The organism is Neisseria sicca, assembly GCF_014054945.1.
Taxonomy (GTDB): domain Bacteria; phylum Pseudomonadota; class Gammaproteobacteria; order Burkholderiales; family Neisseriaceae; genus Neisseria; species Neisseria sicca.
In genome coordinates, this window is record NZ_CP059566.1 from 2,638,793 (window position 1) to 2,660,434 (window position 21,642).

Consider the following 21,642-nt stretch of genomic DNA (forward strand, 5'->3'; position numbering starts at 1 on the left):
ATATGAACGAAGGGAGGGTGAAGAAATCAATTGCGAATAGAGCGGATTCGTATATTGTCGATATAAGACGGCGGGTATCAAGCAAAACTAAAAACTATAGTGGATTAAATTTAAATCAGGACAAGGCGACGAAGCCGCAGACAGTACAGATAGTACGGAACCGATTCACTTGGTGCTTCAGCCCCTTAGAGAATCGTTCTCTTTGAGCTAAGGCGAGGCAACGCCGTACTGGTTTAAAGTTAATCCACTATATTTGCTTGACTGTTTTCTCTATTCTTGATTTGCATTGTTGTAAAAAAGGTCGTCTGAAACCGGATACATTGGTTTTCAGACGACCTTTAAATTTGGTGGCATATTTAAGCAGATTGTTCTTTTTTATCTCCGTTCCAAGGCGCAACTTTAAATAGCAGCAACATCCCAGGAATCCCCAATATAAAACACAGCCAGAAGAAATTGACATAGCCCATCTTTTCAATCAGAAAACCTGCTGACGCGTTCATAAACGTGCGCGGTACGGCGGATAGGCTGGACAGCAGTGCAAACTGTGTGGCGGTAAATGCGGTATTGGTTTGTTGCGCCATATATGACACAAATGCCACTGTACCCAAGCCCACACCCACTGCCTCGGCAGCAATGACGACTGCCAGCATGGTTCGTTCTGATGCGCCCACATGCTCGAAATGTCCGAAACTTGCCAGCCACGCAAAACCTAAAATCGTAACCCATTGCACCAAACCAAACAGCCACAATGCACGGTTAACGCCTAATTTGTTTACCCAAATGCCGCCGATAATCCCGAAAATCACCGCCGGCCACAGTCCCGCGTTTTTCGCAATCAGTCCCATGTCAGTTGGTGAGAAGCCCATATCGATATAAAACGGGTTTGCCAGCGCAGTTGCCATGCTGTCGCCCAGTTTATATAGCACGATAAAAGCCAAAATAATCAACGCCTGTTTAACGCTTTGACGGGTAAAGAAATCACGGAAAGGCTCGATAACGGTATCTTTCAAGCCTTTTGCACCGACGGGTTGTTGTGCCGGTTCTCGCGCGACAAATAAAGTAGCCAATAAACCCGGAATCATGAATAGAGCGGTAATGACGAATACAGATGACCAAGGCATCCTATCGGCTAAAATCAGACTTAATGAAGCTGGAATCAGCGAGGAAATACGATAGGCATTCACATACAGCGAGTTACCTAAAACCAACTCTTCATCGGACAACACTTCGCGACGGAAAGCATCAATCACAATATCCTGACTGGCAGAAAAAAATGCTACTACCAAAGACAGCCCCAAAATAATCGACAAATGTTCTTGCGGGCGGACAAACGCATAGGCAGCCAAAAGCAGCAAAAGCGCGATCTGCATCACCAACATCCAACCGCGTCGCAAACCTAAAAACGGCAGGCGTACAGAGTCCAGAAGCGGAGACCAGATAAATTTCCAAGTGTAGGGAAAACCAATCAGAGCAAACAGCCCGATGGTTTTCAAATTAACCTCGTTGAGGCGCAGCCACGCAGGAATCAGGCTGTATAGGAAATAAAGCGGCAGCCCCGATGTGAAGCCCGTAAAAATACAAATCAGCATATTGCGCGAAAAAATCCGCTGCATAGTGCTTGGTTGGGAATCAGTCATAATGGATGAGCAGTACAAAAAGAAAGGCACATTGTAACAAATCCTGCGTAGCAGGGCGGGATTGCCTACTGTAAGGGTTTAAAAACAAATGAGAGGGCGTGAATTGCCGCAATATGTGTCAAAGAGCTGCTTGGTATCTGGATGGGGTCGTCTGAAAATTTAGATTCCGTCAGTAAGAGACAAGCAGCAATATAGTGCTGACTATTCATTTATTTATTCAATTGCCGATTGTTTCCGCTATCGTTGCCAGAGTTGCATAGAAAAGTTAATATCCGTTAAATTATGGCAATCGCTGTCATACATAACAACCTACAAAGGAGCAAACTATGAACTTTCTGACTGCCGTCAGCCGGCAAATGACCCGATTCACCGCCCTGATTATCGTCCTTGCCTCTATCGTCGCCTTTATCGAACCCGCTACCTTTTCATGGGTGAAAGGCGACACGCAAGTCGTCGTACTCGGCATCATTATGCTCGGCATGGGCATGACTCTAGGCAAAGAAGACTATCAAATTTTGGCTAAACGCCCGCTCGATATTTTCATCGGCGCAGTTGCCCAATACACCATTATGCCGCTGCTCGCCATCGGTATCGCCAAAGCCTTCAACCTTTCGCCCGGATTGACGCTGGGTCTGGTTTTGGTCGGTACTTGCCCGGGCGGGGTTTCGTCCAACATCATGAGTTTCCTTGCCAAAGGCGATGTTGCCTTCTCAGTCGGCATGACCACCGTCTCCACCGTCCTCGCCCCCGTTATGACGCCGCTGTGGATGACTTACCTCGTGGGACAAACCGTCGAAATGGACGGCTGGGGCATGTTCAAGTTTATGTTGCTCGTTACCCTGTTGCCCGTCGTTATCGGTTCTGCCGCCAATATGTTGCTGCACAAAAAACACTGGTTTGAAGATGTCCGCGCCATTATGCCCGCCGTTGCCGTTGCCGCCTTTGCCTGCATTGTCGGCGGTGTTGCCGCCGTCCACGGCCACCGCTTTGCCGAATCTGCCTTAGTTATGGTGCTCGCCATTGCCGCACACAATATCGGCGGCTACATCCTCGGCTATTACAGCGGCGCACTGACCGGTATGAATACCGCCAAAAAACGTACCATCGCTATCGAAGTCGGCGTACAAAACGCCGGTCTTGCCACGGGTCTGAGCGCCAAATTCTTCCCGGGTAACGCCGAATCCGCCGTCGCTACCGCCGTCGCCTGCGTCTGGCACTCCGTATCGGGAACTGTCTTGGGCAACTTATTCGCTTGGTGGGATAAGCGTAAGCAATAAGCTGCGGTGGTCGGTTCAGTCTTCAATCAATAATCAAAAGGTCGTCTGAAAAACATTTTTCAGACGACCTTTTTGTGTCATGCGGATGAAAACGGTTTTAGCGGTTTTTCAATCCCAAAACGTCCTGCATATCGTACAACCCCGTTTTGCCGTTGACCCAAATTGCGGCGCGGACGGCGCCGGCGGCGAAGGTCATGCGGCTGCTGGCTTTGTGGGTGATTTCGACGCGTTCGCCGTCGGTGGCGAAGAGGGCAGTGTGGTCGCCGACGATGTCGCCTGCGCGGACGGTGGCGAAGCCGATGGTGGACGGATCGCGCGGGCCGGTGTGGCCTTCGCGGCCGTAAACGGCGCATTGTTTGAGGTCGCGGCCGAGCGCGTCGGCGATGACTTCGCCCATGCGCAGGGCGGTGCCGCTGGGGGCGTCGACTTTGTGGCGGTGGTGGCCTTCGATGATTTCGATGTCGTAGCCTTCGTTGAGGACGCGGGCGACGATGTCGAGGATGTGGAAGGTGAGGTTGACGCCGACGCTGAAGTTGGCGGCGAAGACGATACCTGTTTTTTCGCCTGCGGCTTGGATGGCGGCTTTGCCTGCGTCGTCGAAACCGGTGGTGCCGATGATGATGTTGACGCCTTTTTCAACGCATTTTTGCAGATGTTTGAGGGTCGGCTCGGGACGGGTGAAGTCGATGAGTACGTCGCTTTGGGCGAGGACGGCATCAACGTCGTCTGAAATGGCGATGCCGGTTTTGATGCCGGAGGCGAAACCTGCGTCCAAGCCTAAGACTTCGGAGCCTGAATGTTCGAGTGCGCCGGAGAGGACGGTGTCGGGATGATTGTTGACGGCTTCAACCAGTACGCGCCCCATGCGGCCGTTGACGCCGGCGATGGCGATTTTCAATGCGCTCATGCGGTTTCCTTAATGATTATTGTGCAGTTTGGGCTGCTTTTTGTTCGGCTTGGAGGGTTTCGATGGATTTTTGGATGGCATCGCCTTCTGCGCGGACAAGGACGTCGTTTTCAAAATAAACGGTGAGGTTGCTGCGGTCTTTGATGATGCCGTTGCGGCTGGTATTGAAGGTGTAGTCCCAGCGGTCGGCATGGAATGCGTCGCGCAGCAGCGGGGTGCCGAGCAGGAGTTGGACTTGGTCGCGGCTCATGCCTGCTTGGAGGGAGACGACGGCGCGGGGATCAAGTTCGTTGCCTTGGATGACTTTGAGTTTGTAAGAGGGGAACAGGGAAACGCGTTCGGCGCTGCATGCGGAAAGTCCGATGAGGGCGGCGAGGGCAAGACAGAGGGGTTTGTTCACGGATATGCCTTTCTGTTCGAATTCAGGTGGAAGGGTATCATTGCTTGAATTTTTTGAAAAAGCAAACGATAATCATCTCTTTGATTATAATTTCAGCCGGCTATCGTTTGTATGCAAACAAAACTTGTGGTTTTATTGCAAACCGCTATGGCGTAATAGTGGGCAAGCGGGCTGAAATTGCGTATTATAACGTCTATTACTTCACAGGGATATTGAATATTATGGAAAAATTCAGCAATATTGCGCAATTGAAAGACAGCGGTTTGAAGGTTACCGGTCCGCGTTTGAAAATCTTGGATTTGTTCGAGTCGCATGCTGAAGAGCATTTGAGTGCTGAAGATGTGTACCGTATTTTGCTGGAAGAGGGTGTGGAAATCGGCGTAGCGACGATTTACCGCGTGTTGACCCAGTTCGAGCAGGCAGGCATTTTGCAGCGCCACCATTTTGAAACCGGCAAGGCGGTTTACGAATTGGACAAAGGCGACCACCACGACCATATCGTCTGCGTGAAATGCGGCGAGGTAACGGAATTCCACAATCCTGAAATCGAAGCCTTGCAAGACAAAATCGCGGAAGAAAACGGCTACCGCATCGTTGACCATGCGCTTTATATGTACGGCGTGTGCGGCGAATGCCAAGCGAAGAGCAAACGCTGATTCCCGTTTTAAAAGATGTTTGATGTTCAGACGACCTTGGATGAGAATTTGGGGTCGTCTGAAATTTTTTGCGGAACATGAACATCATGCCGCTGCAAATCAGAATAATATAGTGGATTAAATTGAAATCAGGACAAGGCGAGGCAATGCCGTACCGGTTTAAAGTGAATCCACTATACCTTAGGATTTTTAATGAGTATCCCCTTGCTTTACCCTAATGATTACACTTTCCCCGACCCGTTTTACGCGCTGGAAGAATGCGACGGCGTGGTCGGTATCAGCCGCGATTTGGATACGGGACGGCTGCTGTCGGCGTATCGGCAGGGGATTTTCCCGTGGTTCAGCGAAGACGGCTGGTTTTTTTGGCATACCATAGATCCGCGCGCCGTCATCGTGCCTGAAAATCTGCATATCGGGCGTTCGTTGGCGAAAACCTTGCGCAACAAACCCTATCGGGTAACGGTCAACCAATGTTTCGAAACCGTCATTGCGCATTGCGCCGCCTTTCCGCGCCCTGGTCAGGACGGCACATGGATTGTTCCCGAATTCCAAGCCGCTTATACCGAGCTGCACCGCTTGGGGCACGCGCATTCGTTTGAATGTTTCTATCCCAATGAAACAGGTCGTCTGAAACTGGCGGGCGGCTTTTACGGCGTACAAATCGGACGGGTGTTTTACGGAGAATCCATGTTCGCCCTTGAGCCGGATGCTTCCAAAATCGCCTTCGCGCGCGCCGTCCCGTTTCTTGCCGGGTTGGGCATCGAGTTGATTGACTGTCAGCAAGATACCCTGCATATGCATCGTTTCGGTTCGGAACCGATACCGTTCGCCGAATTTCAGACGACCTTGCAACGCTTGAACGCTTTGCCTTTGAAGGAAGCGTTGGGTGCGCGGGTAGTGGGTGGAACGTTGGAATAGCGGCAAGATATATAGTGGATTAACTTTAAACCAGTACGGCGTTGCCTTGCCGTACTATCTGGTCTGCAGCTTCGTCGCCTTGTCCTGATTTAAAGTTAATCCACTATAGAGTCGGCTTCGAGCCAGAAGCGAATAGCAAAAGGTCGTCTGAAAACCTAAAAATGAGGTTTTCAGACGACCTTTTTTAAAGATTACGCCTTACAAATCAAATTCAGCCACGACCGGCGCATGGTCGCTGGGGCGTTCTTGCGCGCGCGCGTCCAAATCGACATAAACGTCTTTCAACACGGCAGACAAGGCGGGGCTGATGAGCTGGTGGTCGATGCGCAGCCCAAGTTTGCGTTGGAACATCGCGCCGCGATAGTCAAACCAAGTGTAAAACGCGCCTTCGGGGTGGATTTGGCGCAGGCTGTCGGTCAAGCCTAAATCCAGCAGATTTTTGAACCACTGTCTCTCGATGGATGAGCAGTGGATTTTTTCATGCCATTTTTCAGGATCGTAGCAGTCGGCATCAGCAGGCGCGATATTGAAGTCGCCGAGCAAGACCAGTTTTTCGTAGCGGGTCATTTCGTCGCGGACAAATTCGGTCAAAGCGGCAAACCATTGTTCTTTATATAGGAATTTCGGGCTGTCGAGGGCTTCGCCGTTGACGCAATAGACATTGATGACGCGCACGCCGTTGACGGTTGCGGCGATGACGCGGCGTTGCGGGTCGTCGGGCAGGGTAGGCAGGCCGACGTGTACGTCTTGCGGTTCGCTGCGGCTGATGATGGCGACGCCGTTGTAGGTTTTTTGCCCGCTCCAAACGCTGTGCCAGCCCATCATTTGCAGGGCGGCGGCGGGAAATTTGTCTTGGTCTAGCTTGAGTTCTTGCAAAACAAGGACATCGGGCTGATGGTCGGCAAGCCAGTTTTGCACCTGCGGCAGGCGCACGTTGAGGGAATTGACGTTCCAAGTGGTAATTTTCATGCGGATTCCGTGTGTGAGGGTCGTCTGAAAAGCGTTTCGGGCTTTTCGGGCAAAATAAGGACAAAACAAAAGCGGTTCATGAAAACCGCTTTGTTGGGTAAACGGGACGCTATTGTATCATCAGGGGATTTGGGCGGCTGCCGGTTTTGAAACAAAAATCCGTTTGAGAAAACAAGGCTCAACAGCCTTTAGGCGGCTTTACGGTTTTCCAAATTGCGCAGCGTATCGAGGATGGCGGCGGCTTCTTCGGATACCAGCCGGTATTCGATGATGCGGTGGTAGCGGGTGAAATCGATCAGACCTTCGGAGCGCAGGCGCGCGAGATGGTTGGAAACGGCGGTTGCAGGTTGTCCGAGCGTTTCGGATAATTCGGCGATGCTGCGTTCGCTGTCCATCAGCATGAACAAAATGGTCATGCGGTCGGGGTTGGCGATGAGTTTGAGAAGGGAAGAGAGACGTTTGGTTTCCATAGTGAGGCTTTCTTTATCAATAAGATTGGTTTTTAGGGGCTGAAACGGTAGGGCAAAATGAGTTTGATTCTTTTTGCGTTTATCCGTAAATTCAACCGTTTATATCGAGTAAGTATAAAGCAAGCAGCGTGAAAAAGGAGTATGTACGTTAAAATTTATCGTAAATAATTGTTGTTTCGCCGGCTTTTGAGACAGTAAACGAATCGGGTAAATATGTTTTTGGAATGTGAGTAAAGGTTCTCATTTTATTTTTGTGTTTATAAAAACTAAAGAAACTATTTCTATACAAAGCGTTATCAGCGGTGTCGTATTTGGGAACTGTGTCGGGAGGTTCGAAATATTATTGGGGTCGTCTGAAAACAGAGGCAGGGAAGGGCTGTCGGGGAGTGTGATATTTTGCCGACACTTAAAGAGGTGTGGCGGATTGATGTCACAGATTATTTTTGTAGCGGGATTGGGTTTTTGAAGATTTGCGCGTCGGTTTTAGATTAATTTATGATGAATGCTTGAGATTGAATAATCAGGAGATTTTTTGGATTTGGAAAGTGAAGGGATGGAAACGGTCAGGCAATGTCAGTCTGAAGAATGACTGATTCAAAAAATGATAAGCGGTGTAAATTTTATACAAATGGTATTTTTTATTGTAAATAATATAAATTGCGTTATAATCATAAAAAATTACATTAGCATTATAAATAAGCTAATACATTATAAAAAATAACATTTTTGCCGTCTGTATGGGGTATGGGGAGTGCTGTTCATGCAGGAGCGGCAGTATTTGCGGGAAAATATCATTTATGGATACCGACTTTCTGTCTTCAGGCGGTCTTGTGCTGACGGGCTGTGCAGCGGCATTTGTGCTGGCAACCTGCCTGTCTAAAAATACGCCTGTCAAACAATTTATCAACCGTTTCGCCGTCAATGTCCGTGCGGATTGCAGCTTGGACGAATCTGTCTATCATGAGTTTCGCGGCTTGGATATTTATCGGGACGGGCAGCATGAACAGATTGATTATGTTTATGTGTCCTGTTTCGGGATTTTCGTGGTTGCCACGCCGAATTATCAGGGCAGGATTTGGGGCGACGACGGCAATGGGATGTGGACGCATAAGTTTCACAAAAGCAAGACGCTGTTCCCCAACCCTTTGTTGAAAAACCAGCAATACATTCGGATTTTGTCCGAGAAGCTCCACCTGCCGACGCGGGCGTTTTCTTCGGTGGTGGTTTTTCCGGGTAATTGCCAATTTCAAACCATGATGCCTGACAATGTTACGGAAGACTCTGATTTTGCCGAATATATTTCACAATATACAGAAGTCGTGCTGATGCCCGAAGAAGTCAAGCAAATCAGGGAAGTGCTGGAAGGCTATGAATTTGATTTGGTTTTCAACCGGCAGAGGTTTGAATCGCATGTATGAACAGGGTGGGGCGGATTGGGCATAATCAGTTTTTATGTATTGCAGATTACCTACTTCATCAACCTTCCCCCTAAAAGAACAAAACGTCGTCTGAATCGTTTTCAGACGACGTTTTTCTTCAGATGTTTTTAAGGTTCCGAGCGCCCCAAAACCATCGCGTCCCCGTAGCTGAAAAAACGGTATTCATGTTCGACCGCATGGCGGTACACCGCGCGGATGTGTTCCATGCCCGAAAACGCGCTGACGAGCATCAGAAGCGTGGATTTGGGCAGGTGGAAATTGGTAATCAGGCGGTCGATGACGCGGAAGCGGTAGCCCGGCGTGATGAAAATATCGGTGTCGCCCTGTCCCGCTTTCAGACGACCTGTCTCGCGCGCGGCAGATTCAAGGGCGCGCATGGAAGTGGTGCCGACTGCCCAAACTTTGTTTCCGCGCGCATGGGCGGCTTCGATGGCGGCGACGGTTTCGGGCGGTACGTCAAACCATTCGCTGTGCATTTTGTGTTCTTCGATTTTGTCCACGCGCACGGGCTGGAACGTTCCCGCGCCGACGTGCAGGGTGACTTCCGCCGTTTCCACGCCTTTGGCTTTCAGACGACCTAAAAGCTCGTCTGTAAAATGCAAACCTGCCGTCGGCGCAGCGACCGCGCCCTGATGTTTGGCATAGACGGTTTGATAGCGTGTGTCGTCATCCGCGCCGGCAGCGCGTTCGATATAGGGCGGCAGCGGCAAATGGCCGTTTTGCTCCAAAAGTTCGTAAACGGTTTGTTCGCCTTCAAAGCGCAGGCAGAACAGTTCGTCCGCACGCTCAACCATGACGGCACAAATATCGCCTTCAAAAATCAGCTTCGTGCCGGGCTTGGGTGATTTGGACGAGCGGATGTGCGCCAGCGCGGTGTGATTGTCCAAAACGCGCTCTATTAAGGCCTCGATTTTGCCGCCGCTCTCTTTTTCTCCGAACAGCCGCGCTTTCATGACTTTGGTGTTGTTGAACACCAAAACGTCGCCCGCCTCAATATAATCAGGCAAATCGCCGAACACGCGGTCTTGCAGCGGCATATCGGGCAGCGCGACCAAAAGACGGCTGCTGCCGCGCACTTCGGGCGGGTGCTGGGCAATTAATTGGTCGGGCAGGGTGAAATCGAAATCGGAAATGTCCATAATCTTATTTTGATGCTTACAAATTTTGTCAGGCGGTCATTATACGCACTTTGGCTTTTTTCAGACGACCTTTTCCCTTCATAAACCAACAAATTAGAATAAACACTCGTTGAAAAAATACGCATTCGGGCGAAATCTCCGAATCTGCCCGTTTTGTTCAAAAACCGCCTTTTTTCGAGATTTTGCTAGACATTTGTCGGCAAGTTCGGGAAAATAGTCAAATTCATTTACGGGGTTTCTGCTCCTGCGAATGCCCTTTATGCAACCCAATACCGTCCGGCTTGCGCCGTTGCCGCAGGCCGGTTGTTTTCTGAAATATCACGCAACAAACACGGCCGCTTCACGACATTTGGGCCGTATCGTAAAGGAACGAAAATGGATTTGCGCAAGTTAAAAAAACTGATTGATTTAGTAGAAGAATCAGGTATCGCCGAAATCGAAGTTACCGAAGGCGAGGAAAAAGTCCGCATCACCCGCGCCACCGCCGCTCCGGCTCCCGTTTATGCAGCGCCCGCCCAAGTAGCGGTGCCTGCCCCTGCACCAGCCGCCGCGCCTGCCGCAGCAGCAGCCCCTGCTCCCGCAGCCCCAGCCGCCCGCGACCTGTCCAACGCGCAAAAATCGCCTATGGTCGGTACGTTCTACCGCGCGCCCGGCCCGAATGCCGCCGCTTTCGTCGAAGTTGGTCAGCAAGTCAAAGCCGGCGATACATTGTGTATCATCGAAGCGATGAAGTTGATGAACGAAATCGAAGCCGAGAAATCCGGTACGGTTAAAGAGATTCTGGTGGAAAACGGTACGCCTGTGGAGTTTGGCGAGCCGCTCTTCATCATCGAATAATCCGTTTTCAGACGACCTTCCGGATTGCGGGGAGGTCGTCTGAAATGCTTTCCAACTCAGGATTTCCACCATGCGCCTGTTGTTAGCCATCTTCCTGCCTTTCGCCGTATTCTTCACCATCGGCCGTCCGATTGCGGGCATCATCTGTCTGATTCTCCAATTCACCTTAATCGGCTGGATTCCTGCCGCCATGTGGGCGGTGTACGCGTTAAGCCAATACAAGACCGATGAAAAAATCCGCAATGCGTTGAGCAAAAGGTAACAAGCAGGTCGTCTGAAACCACAGGAAAGGTCATCATGTTGAAAAAAGTATTAATCGCCAACCGAGGCGAAATCGCGCTGCGCGTCCTGCGTGCCTGCCGTGAAATGGGCATCGCCACCGTCGCCGTGCATTCCGAAGCCGACAAAGACAGTCTGCACGTCAAACTTGCCGACGAATCCGTGTGCATCGGCCCTGCCGCTTCCGCACAAAGCTATCTTAATATCCCTGCCATCATCGCCGCCGCAGAAGTTACCGGCGCGGATGCCATCCACCCGGGCTACGGCTTCCTTGCCGAAAACGCCAATTTTGCCGAACAGGTCGAACAGTCCGGCTTCATCTTCATCGGCCCCAAAGCCGAAACCATCCGCCTGATGGGCGACAAAGTTTCCGCCAAACACGCAATGATTGAAGCGGGCGTACCTTGCGTTCCCGGTTCGGACGGCGCCCTGTCCGACGATCCCGCCGAAATCCTCAAAACCGCCGACAAAGTCGGTTATCCCGTGATTATCAAAGCATCGGGCGGCGGCGGCGGACGCGGTATGCGCGTGGTCGAGAAAAAAGAAGACCTGATCAAATCCGTCGAAATGACCAAAGCCGAAGCAGGCGCGGCGTTCGGCAATCCGATGGTCTATATGGAACGCTACCTGCAACGCCCGCGCCACGTCGAAATCCAAGTGCTCGCCGACGAACACGGCAACGCCATCTACCTTGCCGAGCGCGATTGCTCCATGCAGCGCCGCCACCAAAAAGTCATCGAAGAAGCCCCCGCGCCCTTCATCGACGAAAAAGCCCGCGAAAAAATCGGCAAAGCCTGTACCGACGCCTGCAAGCGCATCGGCTACCGTGGCGCAGGTACGTTTGAATTCCTGTATGAAAACGGCGAGTTTTTCTTTATTGAAATGAACACCCGCGTCCAAGTCGAACACCCCGTTACCGAGCTGATTACCGGCGTGGACATCGTACAGGAACAAATCCGCATTGCCGGCGGCCTGCCTTTGCAATACAAGCAAAAAGACATCCACATCGAAGGCCATGCTTTCGAGTGCCGCATCAATGCGGAAGACCCGTACAACTTTATCCCCAGCCCCGGTCTGATTGAAAGCTGCCACCTGCCCGGCGGCTTCGGCATCCGCGTGGACAGCCACATTTACCAAGGCTACCGCATCCCGCCTTACTACGACAGCCTGATCGGCAAAGTCTGCGTCATCGGCAAAACCCGCGAGCAGGCAATGGCAAAAATGCGTGTCGCCCTCGCCGAGCTTGCCGTAACCGGCATCAAAACCAATACACCGCTGCACCGCGATTTGTTCAGCGACCCCGGTTTTGAAAAAGGCGGCGTCAGCATCCACTATTTGGAACACTGGCTGGAAGAACGCAAAGCCAAACAGGACAAATAAAACCGTCCCGCTTGGATAGTCGAAGGTCGTCTGAAAAACCACATGGCTTTCAGACGACCTTTTTTCAGACAAATTGAATTCTGATTTCGGGCATACAACCGCGATTGCCTGCAAGCCTAGAATTATGACTGAGTAAGCCTGTCAGCCGCCATTTCACGCAAGAAAAAACGTGTTCAGGCAAAAAAAACGATTCAATCACACTGTTACGCCAATAGCCGAAACATACCGCAAACAACCAAAATTACGTATTTGACCACCATTTCCTAATTTCAGACGACACCACCGAGAAAGCCCACCATGTCCTATCAACAAATCACCATCAACGTCAACGACGCCGTCGCCGAACGCCTCGCCGACGCCCTGATGGAACACGGCGCACTCTCCGCCGCCATCGAAGACGCCTATGCAGGCACAGAAAACGAACAAGCCATCTTCGGCGAACCCGGCATGCCGACCGAACAAATCTGGCAGCAAAGCAAAGTCATCGCCTTGTTCGGCGAAAACGACGATGCCGCAGCCATGATTCAAGCCGCCAGCCAAGCATGCGGGTTGAAAGACTTGGCATACACCAGCGAAATCCTTGCCGACCAAGACTGGGTGCGCCTAACCCAAGCGCAGTTCGACCCCATCCAAATTTCCGAACGCCTGTGGATTACCCCCTCTTGGCACGAAGCGCCCAACAGCAACGCCGTCAACCTCCAGCTCGACCCCGGCCTTGCCTTCGGTACCGGCAGCCATCCGACCACCCGCCTCTGCCTCAAGTGGCTGGACACACAACTCAAAGGCGGCGAAAGCGTCCTCGACTACGGCTGCGGCTCAGGCATCCTGACCATCGCCGCCCTCAAGCTCGGCGCAGGTTCTGCTGTCGGTGTCGATATTGACGAACAAGCCATCCGCGCCAGCAAAGACAACGCCGCACAAAACAACGTCGACGCACAGTTCTACCTGCCCGACGGTTTACCGCAAGGACAATTCGACATCGTCGTTGCCAACATCCTCGCCAACCCCCTGCGCATGCTCGGCGAAATGCTCGCCGCCCGCACCAAACAAGGCGGACGCATCGTGTTGTCCGGTCTGCTGGACGAACAAGTCGAAGAACTCAGCGGCATTTACCGCCAATGGTTCGACATCGAACCCGCCGAAATCGACGAAGGCTGGGCAAGGCTCAGCGGCGTCAAACGCTGATAGCGATACGCTCAAACAAAAGGTCGTCTGAAAACCGATTCAGGTTTCAGACGACCTTTTTCATGCCAATCCTGTATTAATAATTGGTCGAACAGAACTGTTCACGCTTGTCCGCATCGGCGGCATAACACGTCAAGCCCATGCCCGCCGCGTTGCTGTTGCTCGCCTTCGCTCCCGGCTTTTTGTTCACCAAAACCTTGCCGTTTTTCCCAATTTCGACGGTTACGCCTTTACCGTTTTTCAGCTTCCATTTCAACACCTGCGCATCGGCATTCTGACACTTGTTGACCGAACAGCCGCCTTCAGCCGCGACATTACCGTTTTTATAAATCACACACTGCTGCTGGCTGTCGGTACAGGCCGCATAGGCAGCAACGGAAAAACAGGAAATCAGCGCGGCAAACAAAACAGGTTTCATGGTTTGGACTCCTTGGATGGTGATGATGAGTTTGCAATATCTCAAACTATACGCCTGTTTATATCGGCAAGCCATCGGCTATGACGGCTGGTTGCAATAGCATTGCCATTAAAGCATAATGTCATAATCGACACTGTTGTATGATAAAAGGAATAATAAATGAAGAAGTTGTTTTTGGCTGCCCTTGTTTCCGTCACATTGGCAGGCTGTTTTGGTAATAATTTCAGCTGGACCAATGCTCGGCAAATCAGGCAGGGTATGAGTGAAAAAGAAGTGATTGCATTGATGGGCAAACCGACCAGAATCCAACCTTCCCCGATAGGGCTGGTCTATATATGGGGACACCTCAATGCCGTCACCGGCTCCGTCAAGACTACATCAGTCATTGTCAATGATGGCATTGTGGCTGCCGATCCTATCATTCTGGGTGATCGCAGCCTACCGCTCAATATTTATTGATGGTCTAAAAAATAACGATATGAACCGCCTGCTTGGGGCGGTTTTTGCATTTTCAGGTCGTCTGAATTGGCGTTTCTCTTTGGCAGAAGGGTTTGAACTTTGGGCATGTTCATCAAATATAGTGGATTCGATTTAAAAAAAGAGCCGCAAATCATTTTGCAGCTCTTTTTATAGTGGATTAACTTTAAACCGGTACGGCGTTGCCTCGCCTTAGCTCAAAGAGAACGATTCTCTAAGGTGCTGAAGCACCAAGTGAATCGGTTCCGTACTATCTGTACTGTCTGCGGCTTCGTCGCCTTGTCCTGATTTAAATTTAATCCACTATAATACCCGCCTTACCGCTTCAACTTCGCAAACGCATCCGCCATTGCCGAATTGGTCGGGGTGCGGTCGTTGCGTTGGGGTTTGCGGTTGCGGCGTTCCTGATGTCGGGTTTCAGACGACCTGTTGCCTTTGGTTGCGCCGGCTTCGTCATCCAGCCGCATGGTTAGCGCAATCCGTTTTCTGGCGGCATCGACTTCCAGCACTTTCACTTTCACTACGTCGCCGGCTTTCACGACTTCGCGCGGGTCTTGGACGAAACGATTGGACAGGGCGGAGATGTGCACCAAGCCGTCCTGATGGACGCCGATGTCCACGAACGCGCCAAAGTTGGCGACGTTGGAGACTACGCCTTCGAGTATCATGCCGACTTGCAAGTCGCTGATTTCGTGGATGCCTTCGGCGAAGGAGGCCGTCTGAAACTCGCCGCGTGGATCGCGGCCGGGTTTTTCCAACTCGGACAGGATATCCAAAATGGTCGGCAGACCGAAGCGTTCGTCGATGAAGTCGGACGCTTTGATTTGCTTCACACGCTCGCGGTTGCCGATGAGTTCGGCGGCGGTAATGCCTTGTTGCGCCAGCATTTTAGCGACGACGGGATAGGCTTCGGGGTGGACGGCGCTCGCGTCCAGCGGCTCTTTGCCGCCGTTAATCCGCAAAAAGCCTGCCGCCTGCTCGAAGGTTTTTTCGCCCAAACGCGGTACTTTCAGCAATTTTTTGCGGCTGTCGAACGCGCCGTTTTCATCGCGGTAGGCGACGATGTTTTGGGCAAGGGTTTGATTCAAACCGGAAATCCGCGCCAAGAGCGGGGCGGAGGCGGTGTTCACGTCCACGCCGACGGCGTTCACGCAGTCTTCGACCACCGCGTCCAGCGATTTGGCGAGCTGGCTTTGGTTCACGTCGTGCTGATACTGCCCCACGCCGATGGATTTGGGGTCGATTTTGACCAACTCGGCAAGCGGGTCTTGCAGCCTGCGGGCGATGGACACCGCGCCGCGCAAGGAAACATCCAAGTCGGGGAACTCGCGCGCCGCCAGTTCGGACGCGGAATAAATCGACGCGCCGGCTTCGGAAACGACGATTTTGTGCAGCCCCATTTCCGGCATTCCGCGCACCAGTTCGCCCGCGATTTTGTCGGTTTCGCGGCTGGCGGTGCCGTTGCCGATGGCGATGAGCTTCACGCCGTGTTGTTTAATCAGGCGCGACAGTGTTGCCAACATATTGTTTTCTTGGTGTAAATAGACGATGACGGTATCCAGCAGCTTGCCCGTGTCGTCCACCACGGCGCATTTCACGCCGTTGCGGTAGCCGGGGTCGAGGCCCAGCGTGGTCAGCCGTCCGGCGGGCGCGGCGAGCAGCAAGTCTTTGAGATTGCGGGCGAACACGGTAATCGCGTCGGTGTCGGCGGCTTCTTTCAGACGACCTAAGGCTTCGAGTTCCAGCGACAGAAAGATTTTCGCGCGCCAAGTCAGGCGCACGGTGTCGCGCAGCCATTTGTGGTTGTCTGAAACCTTGAAACGGCGGGCGATGATTTGCTCGTATTCGCTTTGCTGCGTCATCGGCGTGTCGTCGGGCTGGTATTTGAGCGCGATGTTCAACACGCCTTCGTTGCGGCCGCGCAAAACCGCCAGCGCGCGGTGGCTGGGCATGGCGCGGACGGGTTCGCGGTGGTCGAAATAATCGCTGAATTTTTCGCCTTCGGTTTCTTTACCTTCAACGACTTGCGCGTGGATTTCGGCTTCGTTCCACAGCTTGTCGCGCAGCGTGCCGATGAGTTCCGCGTCTTCGGCAAACTGCTCCATCAGAATCGCGCGCGCGCCGTCCAGCGCGGCTTTGGTGTCGGGGACGTTTTCGTTCAGGTAGCCCCGCGCGGCGGCTTCCACGTCCTGCGGCTGCTCGGCAAGCAACACGTCCGCCAGCGGCTGCAACCCGTGTTCGCGCGCGATTTGCGCTTTGGTACGGCGTTTGGGCTTGTAGGGCAGATACAGGTCTTCCAGCGCGGTTTTGTTGTCGGCGGCTTCGATTTGCGCCCTGAGGTCGTCTGAAAGCTTGCCTTGCTCTTCAATGCTTTTTAAAACAACGGCTTTGCGCTCTTCCAACTCGCGCAGGTATTGCAGCCGCTCGGCAAGCTGGCGCAGCTGCGTATCGTCCAGCCCGCCCGTGGCTTCCTTGCGGTAACGGGCGATAAAGGGCACGGTCGCGCCGTCGTCTAAAAGCTCGACGGCAGCGGTGATTTGCGCGGCGGTAGCGGAGAGTTCTTGGGAGAGGATTTGGGTGATGTTCATGGGGGTCCTTTGGATGGGTGCAGGCAGCCTGAAAGGCAAATATGATATATTGAGCAATTAATGTTTTGTTTTGAAATAGGGGAGTCTGATTCAAGAAAGCAGTCGCACTTTGGCTACTCCATTTTTTCCATTATGGAAGACAGTTTATATTTTGCTGTTCTAATATATTCATTGATTTTGTTGGCTATGGTTACAAGTTCATTCATTTTGCTGTACTTCAGTTCTTGGTCGGCTTGTGTTTCCAGAAAGTAGAGATAACCTTTGAAAGTTCCCCAAAACATATTCATTTCTCCACATATCCTATTTATATCGCGAGATAAGTCTGGGAAAAACAAATCGCAATAAGCATTGATCAAATCACAGGATGTGCATATTTCTGAATACGTTGCATCATATTGCTCTGCAGTTATCTGTGCTTCCCTTTTTATATTGATGCCGGTCGAAGAAAACTCACGAGAAATTCTACTTAATAATTGATGAATTTCCAGTAACATCCTTTTCCTCTCTGCTAACTTCTTTTCAATTTGTTCCCTTTGATGTTTTTGATGCTCCATTTCTAATTGAAAATTTTGATTGGATTGGGTGGTTTTGTAGGCAACAAATGCGCTGATAGATGTGCTGATTACTGCGCCTACCGCACCGCCTCCTAAGAAGGTAAAAATTTCAATACTCATATTACTCATAGTTAAAATTTATTTGTTAAGTGTCTATAAATTGGGTTTTCAGACGGCCTGAAACTACCGTTTCAACGCTTCCAATTCGGCAATATCTTCCGCTTCCGCCTGCCGCGCCATGTGCGCCAAACGGTTTTGCCTGAACAGTCCGTATTGTTCGCCGGCAAACGCTTCCATTTGCTTGTGGCTGCGCGTGCCTTTGCCTTCCAATACGGCGAAGCCGTTGTCGGCGATGATGCTGTCTATGCGGTTTTGCCAAAACGAAAGCGTCAGGCCTTGCCGGTTTTTGGCGCGCAGTTCCGCGCTTTCCAGAAAGATGACGGTCAGGCGGTTGAGCGTGTCGATTTCGTCGGCGGTCAGGTAGTTTTTGGCAATGACGATGTCGGCTTTGCGCACGCGTTCGCCGCTCCATGATGTCAGCCCCATATTGGGGGCGTTGCCGTCGGCGCGGTGGCAGACGAGTTCGGCGGCGGTTTGCTGCGTTACGGCGTAAATCAGTTTGTTTTGCGCTTGGGCGAAAAACATCTGCGTGGCTTTGTCGGTGGGGTCGTAGTCGGCAGAGAGTTTGAACAGTTCGCGCACTTTTTGATAAAACCGCATTTCGCTGGCGCGGATGTCGCGGATTCTTTCCAGCAGTTCGTCAAAGTAATCCACGCGTCCGTTGGGATTTTTCAGGCGTTTGTCGTCCAGCACGAAGCCTTTTTCCAAATAGCCCGTCAAAATCTCGTTAGCCCAACGACGGAACTGCACGCCGCGTTTGCTGCGCACTCGGAAGCCGATCGCCAAAATCATTTCCAAAGCATAATGTTTGACTTGGTATTGCTTGCCGTCTGCGGCAGTTATTAAGAAATCCTTAATAACTGAATTCTCATCCAACTCTTTGTCTTCCAATATATTTTTGATATGCGTTGCGATGTTTGGCACGGAGGTGTCAAAAAGTTCGGCAAGTTGGCTTTGATTGAGCCAGACGGTGTGTTCCTGCACCAGCAGGTTTACGCGGGTGCGGCCGTCTTCGGTTTGGTAAATCAGGATGTCGGACATGGGTTTTCCCCGTTTGCAGGTAAAGGTCGTCTGAAAAATATTGCCGGTTTATTCCTCATCACATTCTTCGTCATCTTCATCTTCATCGTCATAAGAAGTGTAGAGCCAACTGTCCCAGCCGAACAGTTCGAGCAGCGTATCGAAGCGGTTTGGGTCGGTGGTGCCGATAAATACGCCGTTTGCGTTGCCGTTTTTTGCGAAGCAAAGCAGGATGATTTCGTGAAAGCCGTCGGTGTAGAAGCGTTGATTCTCTTGACGGAGTTCTATGATTTCGGTGCGGTTTTGTTGGATAAACTGTACGGCTTGGGCATCTGTCGATTCTTCGTCCATGATGTTGGCGCAGTAGTGCAGACCACCCATGGCGGCGTTGGTGTAAGCCAATTCCAGCAGTAGGGTGCAGGTGTCGGGCAGGTGCGGCTGCCATGTGTAGCTTTCGGTTTCATCGGTGTAAAAGCCGATATGGACGGACGGGTTGTCTTGCTCCAAATCGGCTCTGGCAATGCCGCACAGAAATACGCCTTGGTTTTCTTCCATCAGCACCAGATAATCGCCGTCAAAATCCATCTTTTCCAATGGCAACAATCGGTTAAACGATTGATTGGCCGCCTCGCTGCCGCCCAATGTAAGCAGATATTCGCGCAACATGGCGGGGAAGCGGATGCCTAGGCGTTGTTCGGCAGCGGTGATTTCGGCTTCGGGCAGACCGCAGGGTAGGGGGTCAAGTTGATAGAGGGTGGCGATATTTTGCAGATAATTCATGGAGTAATCTGGGGCAGGGGTCGTCTAAAAAACACGCTATTATAAAGGATTAACTTGGTGCCGAACGTCCTTTCAGACGATCCCTTCCTACATTTTCAGCTAAAATACGCGCCATTAAAGGACAAAGCCATGATGACGCCCGAAACCCAGAAACAGCTCAAAATCACCGACGTTTCCGCTAAGAAACTCGACAAACTCAACCTCCATACCGCATGGGATTTGGTTTTGCATTTGCCGCTGCGTTACGAGGATGAGACGCACATCATGCCGATTAAGGATGCGCCGATCGGCGTGCCGTGTCAGGTTGAGGGCGAGGTCATCCATCAGGAAGTAACGTTCAAACCGCGCAAGCAGCTGATTGTCCAAATCGCCGACGGTTCCGGCAGCGTCCTTTTTCTGCGCTTCATCCACTTTTACGCCAGCCATCAGAAACAGATGGCGGCCGGCAAACGCATCCGCGCCGTGGGTGAAATCAAACACGGATTTTACGGCGATGAGATGATTCATCCCAAAATCCGCGATGCCGAGGGCAGCGGTTTGGCGGAAAGCCTCACGCCCGTTTATCCGACCGTAAACGGTTTGAACCAGCCCACTTTGCGCCGCATCATTCAGACGGCGTTGGACGTTACGCCGCTGCACGACACGCTGCCCGATGCCTTATTGGGTCGTCTGAAACTGCCGCACCTCGCCGAAAGCCTGCGCCTTTTGCATTCGCCGCCGCCGAGCTTTACCATCCACCAGCTTTCCGACGGCGCGCTGCCCGCATGGCAGCGGCTCAAATTCGACGAACTTTTGGCGCAACAGCTTTCCATGCGCTTGGCGCGGCAGAAGCGCGTCAGCGGTACGGCGGCGGCATTGGGCGGCGACGGCACATTGACCCAAGCCCTGCGCCACGCCTTGCCGTTTGCCCTGACCGATGCACAAGAAAGGGTCGTGTCCGAAATCCGCCGCGATATGGCGCAAACCCACCCGATGCACCGCCTGCTGCAAGGCGATGTCGGCAGCGGCAAAACCATCGTCGCCGCCTTGTCCGCGCTGACCGCCATCGAATCCGGCGCGCAGGCGGCCGTGATGGCGCCGACCGAAATCCTTGCCGAACAGCATTTCATCAAGTTCAAACAATGGCTTGAGCCGTTGGGTCTCGAAGTCGTCTGGCTTTCCGGCAGCCAGCGCAAAAAAGCCAAAGACGAAGCCAAAGCCAAACTCGCCGACGGTACCGTCAAAATCGCCGTCGGCACACACGCCCTGTTTTCAGACGACGTCGAGTTTCAAAATCTGGGCTTGGTGATTGTGGACGAACAACACCGCTTCGGCGTCGCCCAACGCCTCGCCCTTAAAAACAAAGGGCGCGACGTCCACCAGCTGATGATGTCCGCCACGCCCATCCCGCGCACGCTCGCCATGAGTTTCTTCGCCGACTTGGACGTGTCCGTCATCGACGAGTTGCCGCCCGGGCGCACCCCGATTAAAACCCGCCTCGTCAACAACGTCCGTCGCGCCGAAGTCGAAGGCTTCGTCCTCAACATCTGCCGCAAAGGGCAGCAGGCATACTGGGTCTGCCCGCTGATTGAAGAAAGCGAAACCCTGCAACTGCAAACCGCTACCGAAACCCTCGAGCAGCTTCAGGCAGCCTTGCCCGAACTCAACATCGGCTTGGTACACGGGCGCATGAAAGCCGCCGAAAAAGCCGAAGTCATGGCTCAGTTTGCCGCAGGCCGTCTGAACGTCTTGGTCGCCACCACCGTCATCGAAGTCGGCGTAGATGTGCCCAACGCCGCCCTGATGGTGATCGAACACGCCGAACGCATGGGCTTGGCGCAGCTGCACCAATTACGCGGGCGGGTAGGGCGCGGCGCGGCAGAAAGCGTGTGCATCCTCCTGTTTGCCGAACCCTTGAGCGAACTCGCCAAAGCGCGGCTGAAAGTTATCTACGAACACACCGACGGCTTCGAAATCGCCCGCCAAGACCTCAATATCCGCGGCCCCGGCGAATTTCTCGGCGCGCGCCAAAGCGGCGTCCCCATGCTGCGCTTCGCCAACCTCGAAGAAGACCTGCACCTCTTGGAACAAGCGCGCGAAATCGCTCCGATGCTGATTGAACAAAACCCCGAAATCGTCGAAGCGCATCTGGCAAGGTGGCTTGCCAGCAGGGAAGGGTATTTGGGCGTGTGAGGTCGTCTGAAAAGGCTTCG

General features: G+C 52.4%; 21 protein-coding genes. 10 read left to right on the plus strand and 11 right to left on the minus strand.

The genetic code is table 11. The features are described from left to right. Positions 1-356: 356 nt before the first annotated feature. Positions 357-1,613 (minus strand): AmpG family muropeptide MFS transporter, encoded by a 1,257-nt coding sequence (locus H3L95_RS12505; RefSeq protein ID WP_003757209.1) that lies wholly within the window; start codon positions 1,611-1,613, stop codon positions 357-359. A gap of 350 nt (positions 1,614-1,963) precedes the next feature. Here H3L95_RS12505 and H3L95_RS12510 point away from each other — a divergent pair, with 350 nt between their 5' ends. Further along, positions 1,964-2,914 (plus strand): bile acid:sodium symporter family protein, encoded by a 951-nt coding sequence (locus tag H3L95_RS12510; RefSeq protein ID WP_003757204.1) that lies wholly within the window; start codon positions 1,964-1,966, stop codon positions 2,912-2,914. A 97-nt stretch (positions 2,915-3,011) separates the two neighbouring features. Here the strand turns inward: H3L95_RS12510 and dapB are convergent, their stop codons facing one another. Both dapB and H3L95_RS12520 read right to left on the minus strand, forming a co-directional pair. Then, positions 3,012-3,821, minus strand: coding sequence for a 4-hydroxy-tetrahydrodipicolinate reductase (dapB, locus tag H3L95_RS12515; protein WP_003757201.1), 810 nt, complete (start codon positions 3,819-3,821; stop codon positions 3,012-3,014). A gap of 16 nt (positions 3,822-3,837) precedes the next feature. Continuing rightward, on the minus strand, positions 3,838-4,221 hold the full coding sequence (locus tag H3L95_RS12520) for an outer membrane protein assembly factor BamE (RefSeq protein WP_003757199.1): 384 nt from the start codon (positions 4,219-4,221) through the stop codon (positions 3,838-3,840). A 158-nt stretch (positions 4,222-4,379) separates the two neighbouring features. Here H3L95_RS12520 and fur point away from each other — a divergent pair, with 158 nt between their 5' ends. Continuing rightward, complete coding sequence (gene fur, locus H3L95_RS12525; protein WP_003766333.1) at positions 4,380-4,877, plus strand: ferric iron uptake transcriptional regulator; 498 nt, start codon at positions 4,380-4,382, stop codon at positions 4,875-4,877. A gap of 192 nt (positions 4,878-5,069) precedes the next feature. Continuing rightward, positions 5,070-5,795 carry a leucyl/phenylalanyl-tRNA--protein transferase gene (gene aat / locus H3L95_RS12530; RefSeq protein WP_003757197.1) on the plus strand — a complete coding sequence of 242 codons (726 nt, stop codon included), beginning with the start codon at positions 5,070-5,072 and terminating at the stop codon, positions 5,793-5,795. A gap of 198 nt (positions 5,796-5,993) precedes the next feature. On the opposite strand, the gene xth is transcribed toward aat, so the two are convergent. Both xth and H3L95_RS12540 read right to left on the minus strand, forming a co-directional pair. Continuing rightward, a complete protein-coding gene (gene xth / locus H3L95_RS12535; RefSeq protein WP_003757196.1) occupies positions 5,994-6,764 on the minus strand; it encodes an exodeoxyribonuclease III in 771 nt (256 codons plus the stop codon). 188 nt (positions 6,765-6,952) lie between these two features. Further along, positions 6,953-7,234, minus strand: coding sequence for an ArsR/SmtB family transcription factor (locus tag H3L95_RS12540; RefSeq protein ID WP_003757194.1), 282 nt, complete (start codon positions 7,232-7,234; stop codon positions 6,953-6,955). A gap of 797 nt (positions 7,235-8,031) precedes the next feature. Between H3L95_RS12540 and H3L95_RS12545 the strand changes: the two genes are divergently transcribed. Then, complete coding sequence (locus H3L95_RS12545) at positions 8,032-8,652, plus strand: nuclease-related domain-containing protein (RefSeq protein WP_003757192.1); 621 nt, start codon at positions 8,032-8,034, stop codon at positions 8,650-8,652. A gap of 128 nt (positions 8,653-8,780) precedes the next feature. Here H3L95_RS12545 and queA read toward each other — a convergent pair whose 3' ends face one another. Next, on the minus strand, positions 8,781-9,812 hold the full coding sequence (gene queA / locus H3L95_RS12550) for a tRNA preQ1(34) S-adenosylmethionine ribosyltransferase-isomerase QueA (RefSeq protein WP_003757191.1): 1,032 nt from the start codon (positions 9,810-9,812) through the stop codon (positions 8,781-8,783). Between the two features lie 375 nt (positions 9,813-10,187). Between queA and accB the strand changes: the two genes are divergently transcribed. The 4 genes from accB (at position 10,188) to prmA (ending at position 13,493) form a co-directional block, all read left to right on the plus strand. Then, positions 10,188-10,649, plus strand: a complete 462-nt coding sequence (gene accB / locus H3L95_RS12555) for an acetyl-CoA carboxylase biotin carboxyl carrier protein (protein WP_003757188.1) — start codon at positions 10,188-10,190, stop codon at positions 10,647-10,649. 70 nt (positions 10,650-10,719) lie between these two features. After that, positions 10,720-10,911: a YqaE/Pmp3 family membrane protein gene (locus tag H3L95_RS12560; protein WP_003757187.1), complete on the plus strand. Its 192-nt coding sequence runs from the start codon at positions 10,720-10,722 to the stop codon at positions 10,909-10,911. A 35-nt stretch (positions 10,912-10,946) separates the two neighbouring features. Then, positions 10,947-12,308 (plus strand): acetyl-CoA carboxylase biotin carboxylase subunit, encoded by a 1,362-nt coding sequence (gene accC / locus H3L95_RS12565; RefSeq protein WP_003757186.1) that lies wholly within the window; start codon positions 10,947-10,949, stop codon positions 12,306-12,308. Between the two features lie 297 nt (positions 12,309-12,605). Continuing rightward, the gene (prmA, locus tag H3L95_RS12570) at positions 12,606-13,493 is read left to right on the plus strand and encodes a 50S ribosomal protein L11 methyltransferase (RefSeq protein ID WP_003757185.1); all 888 of its coding nucleotides are present in this window, start codon (positions 12,606-12,608) and stop codon (positions 13,491-13,493) included. 76 nt (positions 13,494-13,569) lie between these two features. Here prmA and H3L95_RS12575 read toward each other — a convergent pair whose 3' ends face one another. Further along, positions 13,570-13,911, minus strand: a complete 342-nt coding sequence (locus H3L95_RS12575; protein WP_009312778.1) for a hypothetical protein — start codon at positions 13,909-13,911, stop codon at positions 13,570-13,572. Between the two features lie 159 nt (positions 13,912-14,070). On the opposite strand from H3L95_RS12575, the gene H3L95_RS12580 reads away from it, so the two are divergent. After that, positions 14,071-14,370, plus strand: a complete 300-nt coding sequence (locus H3L95_RS12580) for a membrane protein (protein WP_003757183.1) — start codon at positions 14,071-14,073, stop codon at positions 14,368-14,370. Between the two features lie 335 nt (positions 14,371-14,705). On the opposite strand, the gene H3L95_RS12585 is transcribed toward H3L95_RS12580, so the two are convergent. The 4 genes from H3L95_RS12585 to H3L95_RS12600 form a co-directional block, all read right to left on the minus strand. After that, positions 14,706-16,976: a Tex family protein gene (locus H3L95_RS12585; RefSeq protein WP_003757180.1), complete on the minus strand. Its 2,271-nt coding sequence runs from the start codon at positions 16,974-16,976 to the stop codon at positions 14,706-14,708. A gap of 113 nt (positions 16,977-17,089) precedes the next feature. After that, a complete protein-coding gene (locus H3L95_RS12590) occupies positions 17,090-17,650 on the minus strand; it encodes a hypothetical protein (protein WP_128887904.1) in 561 nt (186 codons plus the stop codon). 63 nt (positions 17,651-17,713) lie between these two features. Further along, positions 17,714-18,691, minus strand: a complete 978-nt coding sequence (locus H3L95_RS12595; RefSeq protein WP_003757178.1) for a virulence RhuM family protein — start codon at positions 18,689-18,691, stop codon at positions 17,714-17,716. A 48-nt stretch (positions 18,692-18,739) separates the two neighbouring features. Continuing rightward, positions 18,740-19,450, minus strand: a complete 711-nt coding sequence (locus tag H3L95_RS12600; RefSeq protein ID WP_003757177.1) for an SMI1/KNR4 family protein — start codon at positions 19,448-19,450, stop codon at positions 18,740-18,742. 129 nt (positions 19,451-19,579) lie between these two features. Here H3L95_RS12600 and recG point away from each other — a divergent pair, with 129 nt between their 5' ends. Further along, a complete protein-coding gene (gene recG, locus H3L95_RS12605; protein ID WP_128887903.1) occupies positions 19,580-21,622 on the plus strand; it encodes an ATP-dependent DNA helicase RecG in 2,043 nt (680 codons plus the stop codon). Positions 21,623-21,642: the final 20 nt, after the last annotated feature.

Excerpts from the sequence above, each read along its gene's own strand:
- H3L95_RS12540 (WP_003757194.1), bottom strand. The coding sequence starts at position 7,234 with ATGGAAACCAAACGTCTCTCTTCCCTTCTCAAACTCATCGCCAACCCC.
- H3L95_RS12600 (WP_003757177.1), bottom strand. The coding sequence starts at position 19,450 with ATGAATTATCTGCAAAATATCGCCACCCTCTATCAACTTGACCCCCTA.
- aat (WP_003757197.1), top strand. The coding sequence starts at position 5,070 with ATGAGTATCCCCTTGCTTTACCCTAATGATTACACTTTCCCCGACCCG.
- H3L95_RS12560 (WP_003757187.1), top strand. The coding sequence starts at position 10,720 with ATGCGCCTGTTGTTAGCCATCTTCCTGCCTTTCGCCGTATTCTTCACC.
- H3L95_RS12580 (WP_003757183.1), top strand. The coding sequence starts at position 14,071 with ATGAAGAAGTTGTTTTTGGCTGCCCTTGTTTCCGTCACATTGGCAGGC.
- accB (WP_003757188.1), top strand. The coding sequence starts at position 10,188 with ATGGATTTGCGCAAGTTAAAAAAACTGATTGATTTAGTAGAAGAATCA.
- H3L95_RS12505 (WP_003757209.1), bottom strand. The coding sequence starts at position 1,613 with ATGCAGCGGATTTTTTCGCGCAATATGCTGATTTGTATTTTTACGGGC.
- H3L95_RS12510 (WP_003757204.1), top strand. The coding sequence starts at position 1,964 with ATGAACTTTCTGACTGCCGTCAGCCGGCAAATGACCCGATTCACCGCC.
- dapB (WP_003757201.1), bottom strand. The coding sequence starts at position 3,821 with ATGAGCGCATTGAAAATCGCCATCGCCGGCGTCAACGGCCGCATGGGG.
- H3L95_RS12590 (WP_128887904.1), bottom strand. The coding sequence starts at position 17,650 with ATGAGTATTGAAATTTTTACCTTCTTAGGAGGCGGTGCGGTAGGCGCA.
- recG (WP_128887903.1), top strand. The coding sequence starts at position 19,580 with ATGATGACGCCCGAAACCCAGAAACAGCTCAAAATCACCGACGTTTCC.
- H3L95_RS12595 (WP_003757178.1), bottom strand. The coding sequence starts at position 18,691 with ATGTCCGACATCCTGATTTACCAAACCGAAGACGGCCGCACCCGCGTA.
- H3L95_RS12545 (WP_003757192.1), top strand. The coding sequence starts at position 8,032 with ATGGATACCGACTTTCTGTCTTCAGGCGGTCTTGTGCTGACGGGCTGT.
- queA (WP_003757191.1), bottom strand. The coding sequence starts at position 9,812 with ATGGACATTTCCGATTTCGATTTCACCCTGCCCGACCAATTAATTGCC.
- prmA (WP_003757185.1), top strand. The coding sequence starts at position 12,606 with ATGTCCTATCAACAAATCACCATCAACGTCAACGACGCCGTCGCCGAA.
- accC (WP_003757186.1), top strand. The coding sequence starts at position 10,947 with ATGTTGAAAAAAGTATTAATCGCCAACCGAGGCGAAATCGCGCTGCGC.
- H3L95_RS12575 (WP_009312778.1), bottom strand. The coding sequence starts at position 13,911 with ATGAAACCTGTTTTGTTTGCCGCGCTGATTTCCTGTTTTTCCGTTGCT.
- H3L95_RS12585 (WP_003757180.1), bottom strand. The coding sequence starts at position 16,976 with ATGAACATCACCCAAATCCTCTCCCAAGAACTCTCCGCTACCGCCGCG.
- xth (WP_003757196.1), bottom strand. The coding sequence starts at position 6,764 with ATGAAAATTACCACTTGGAACGTCAATTCCCTCAACGTGCGCCTGCCG.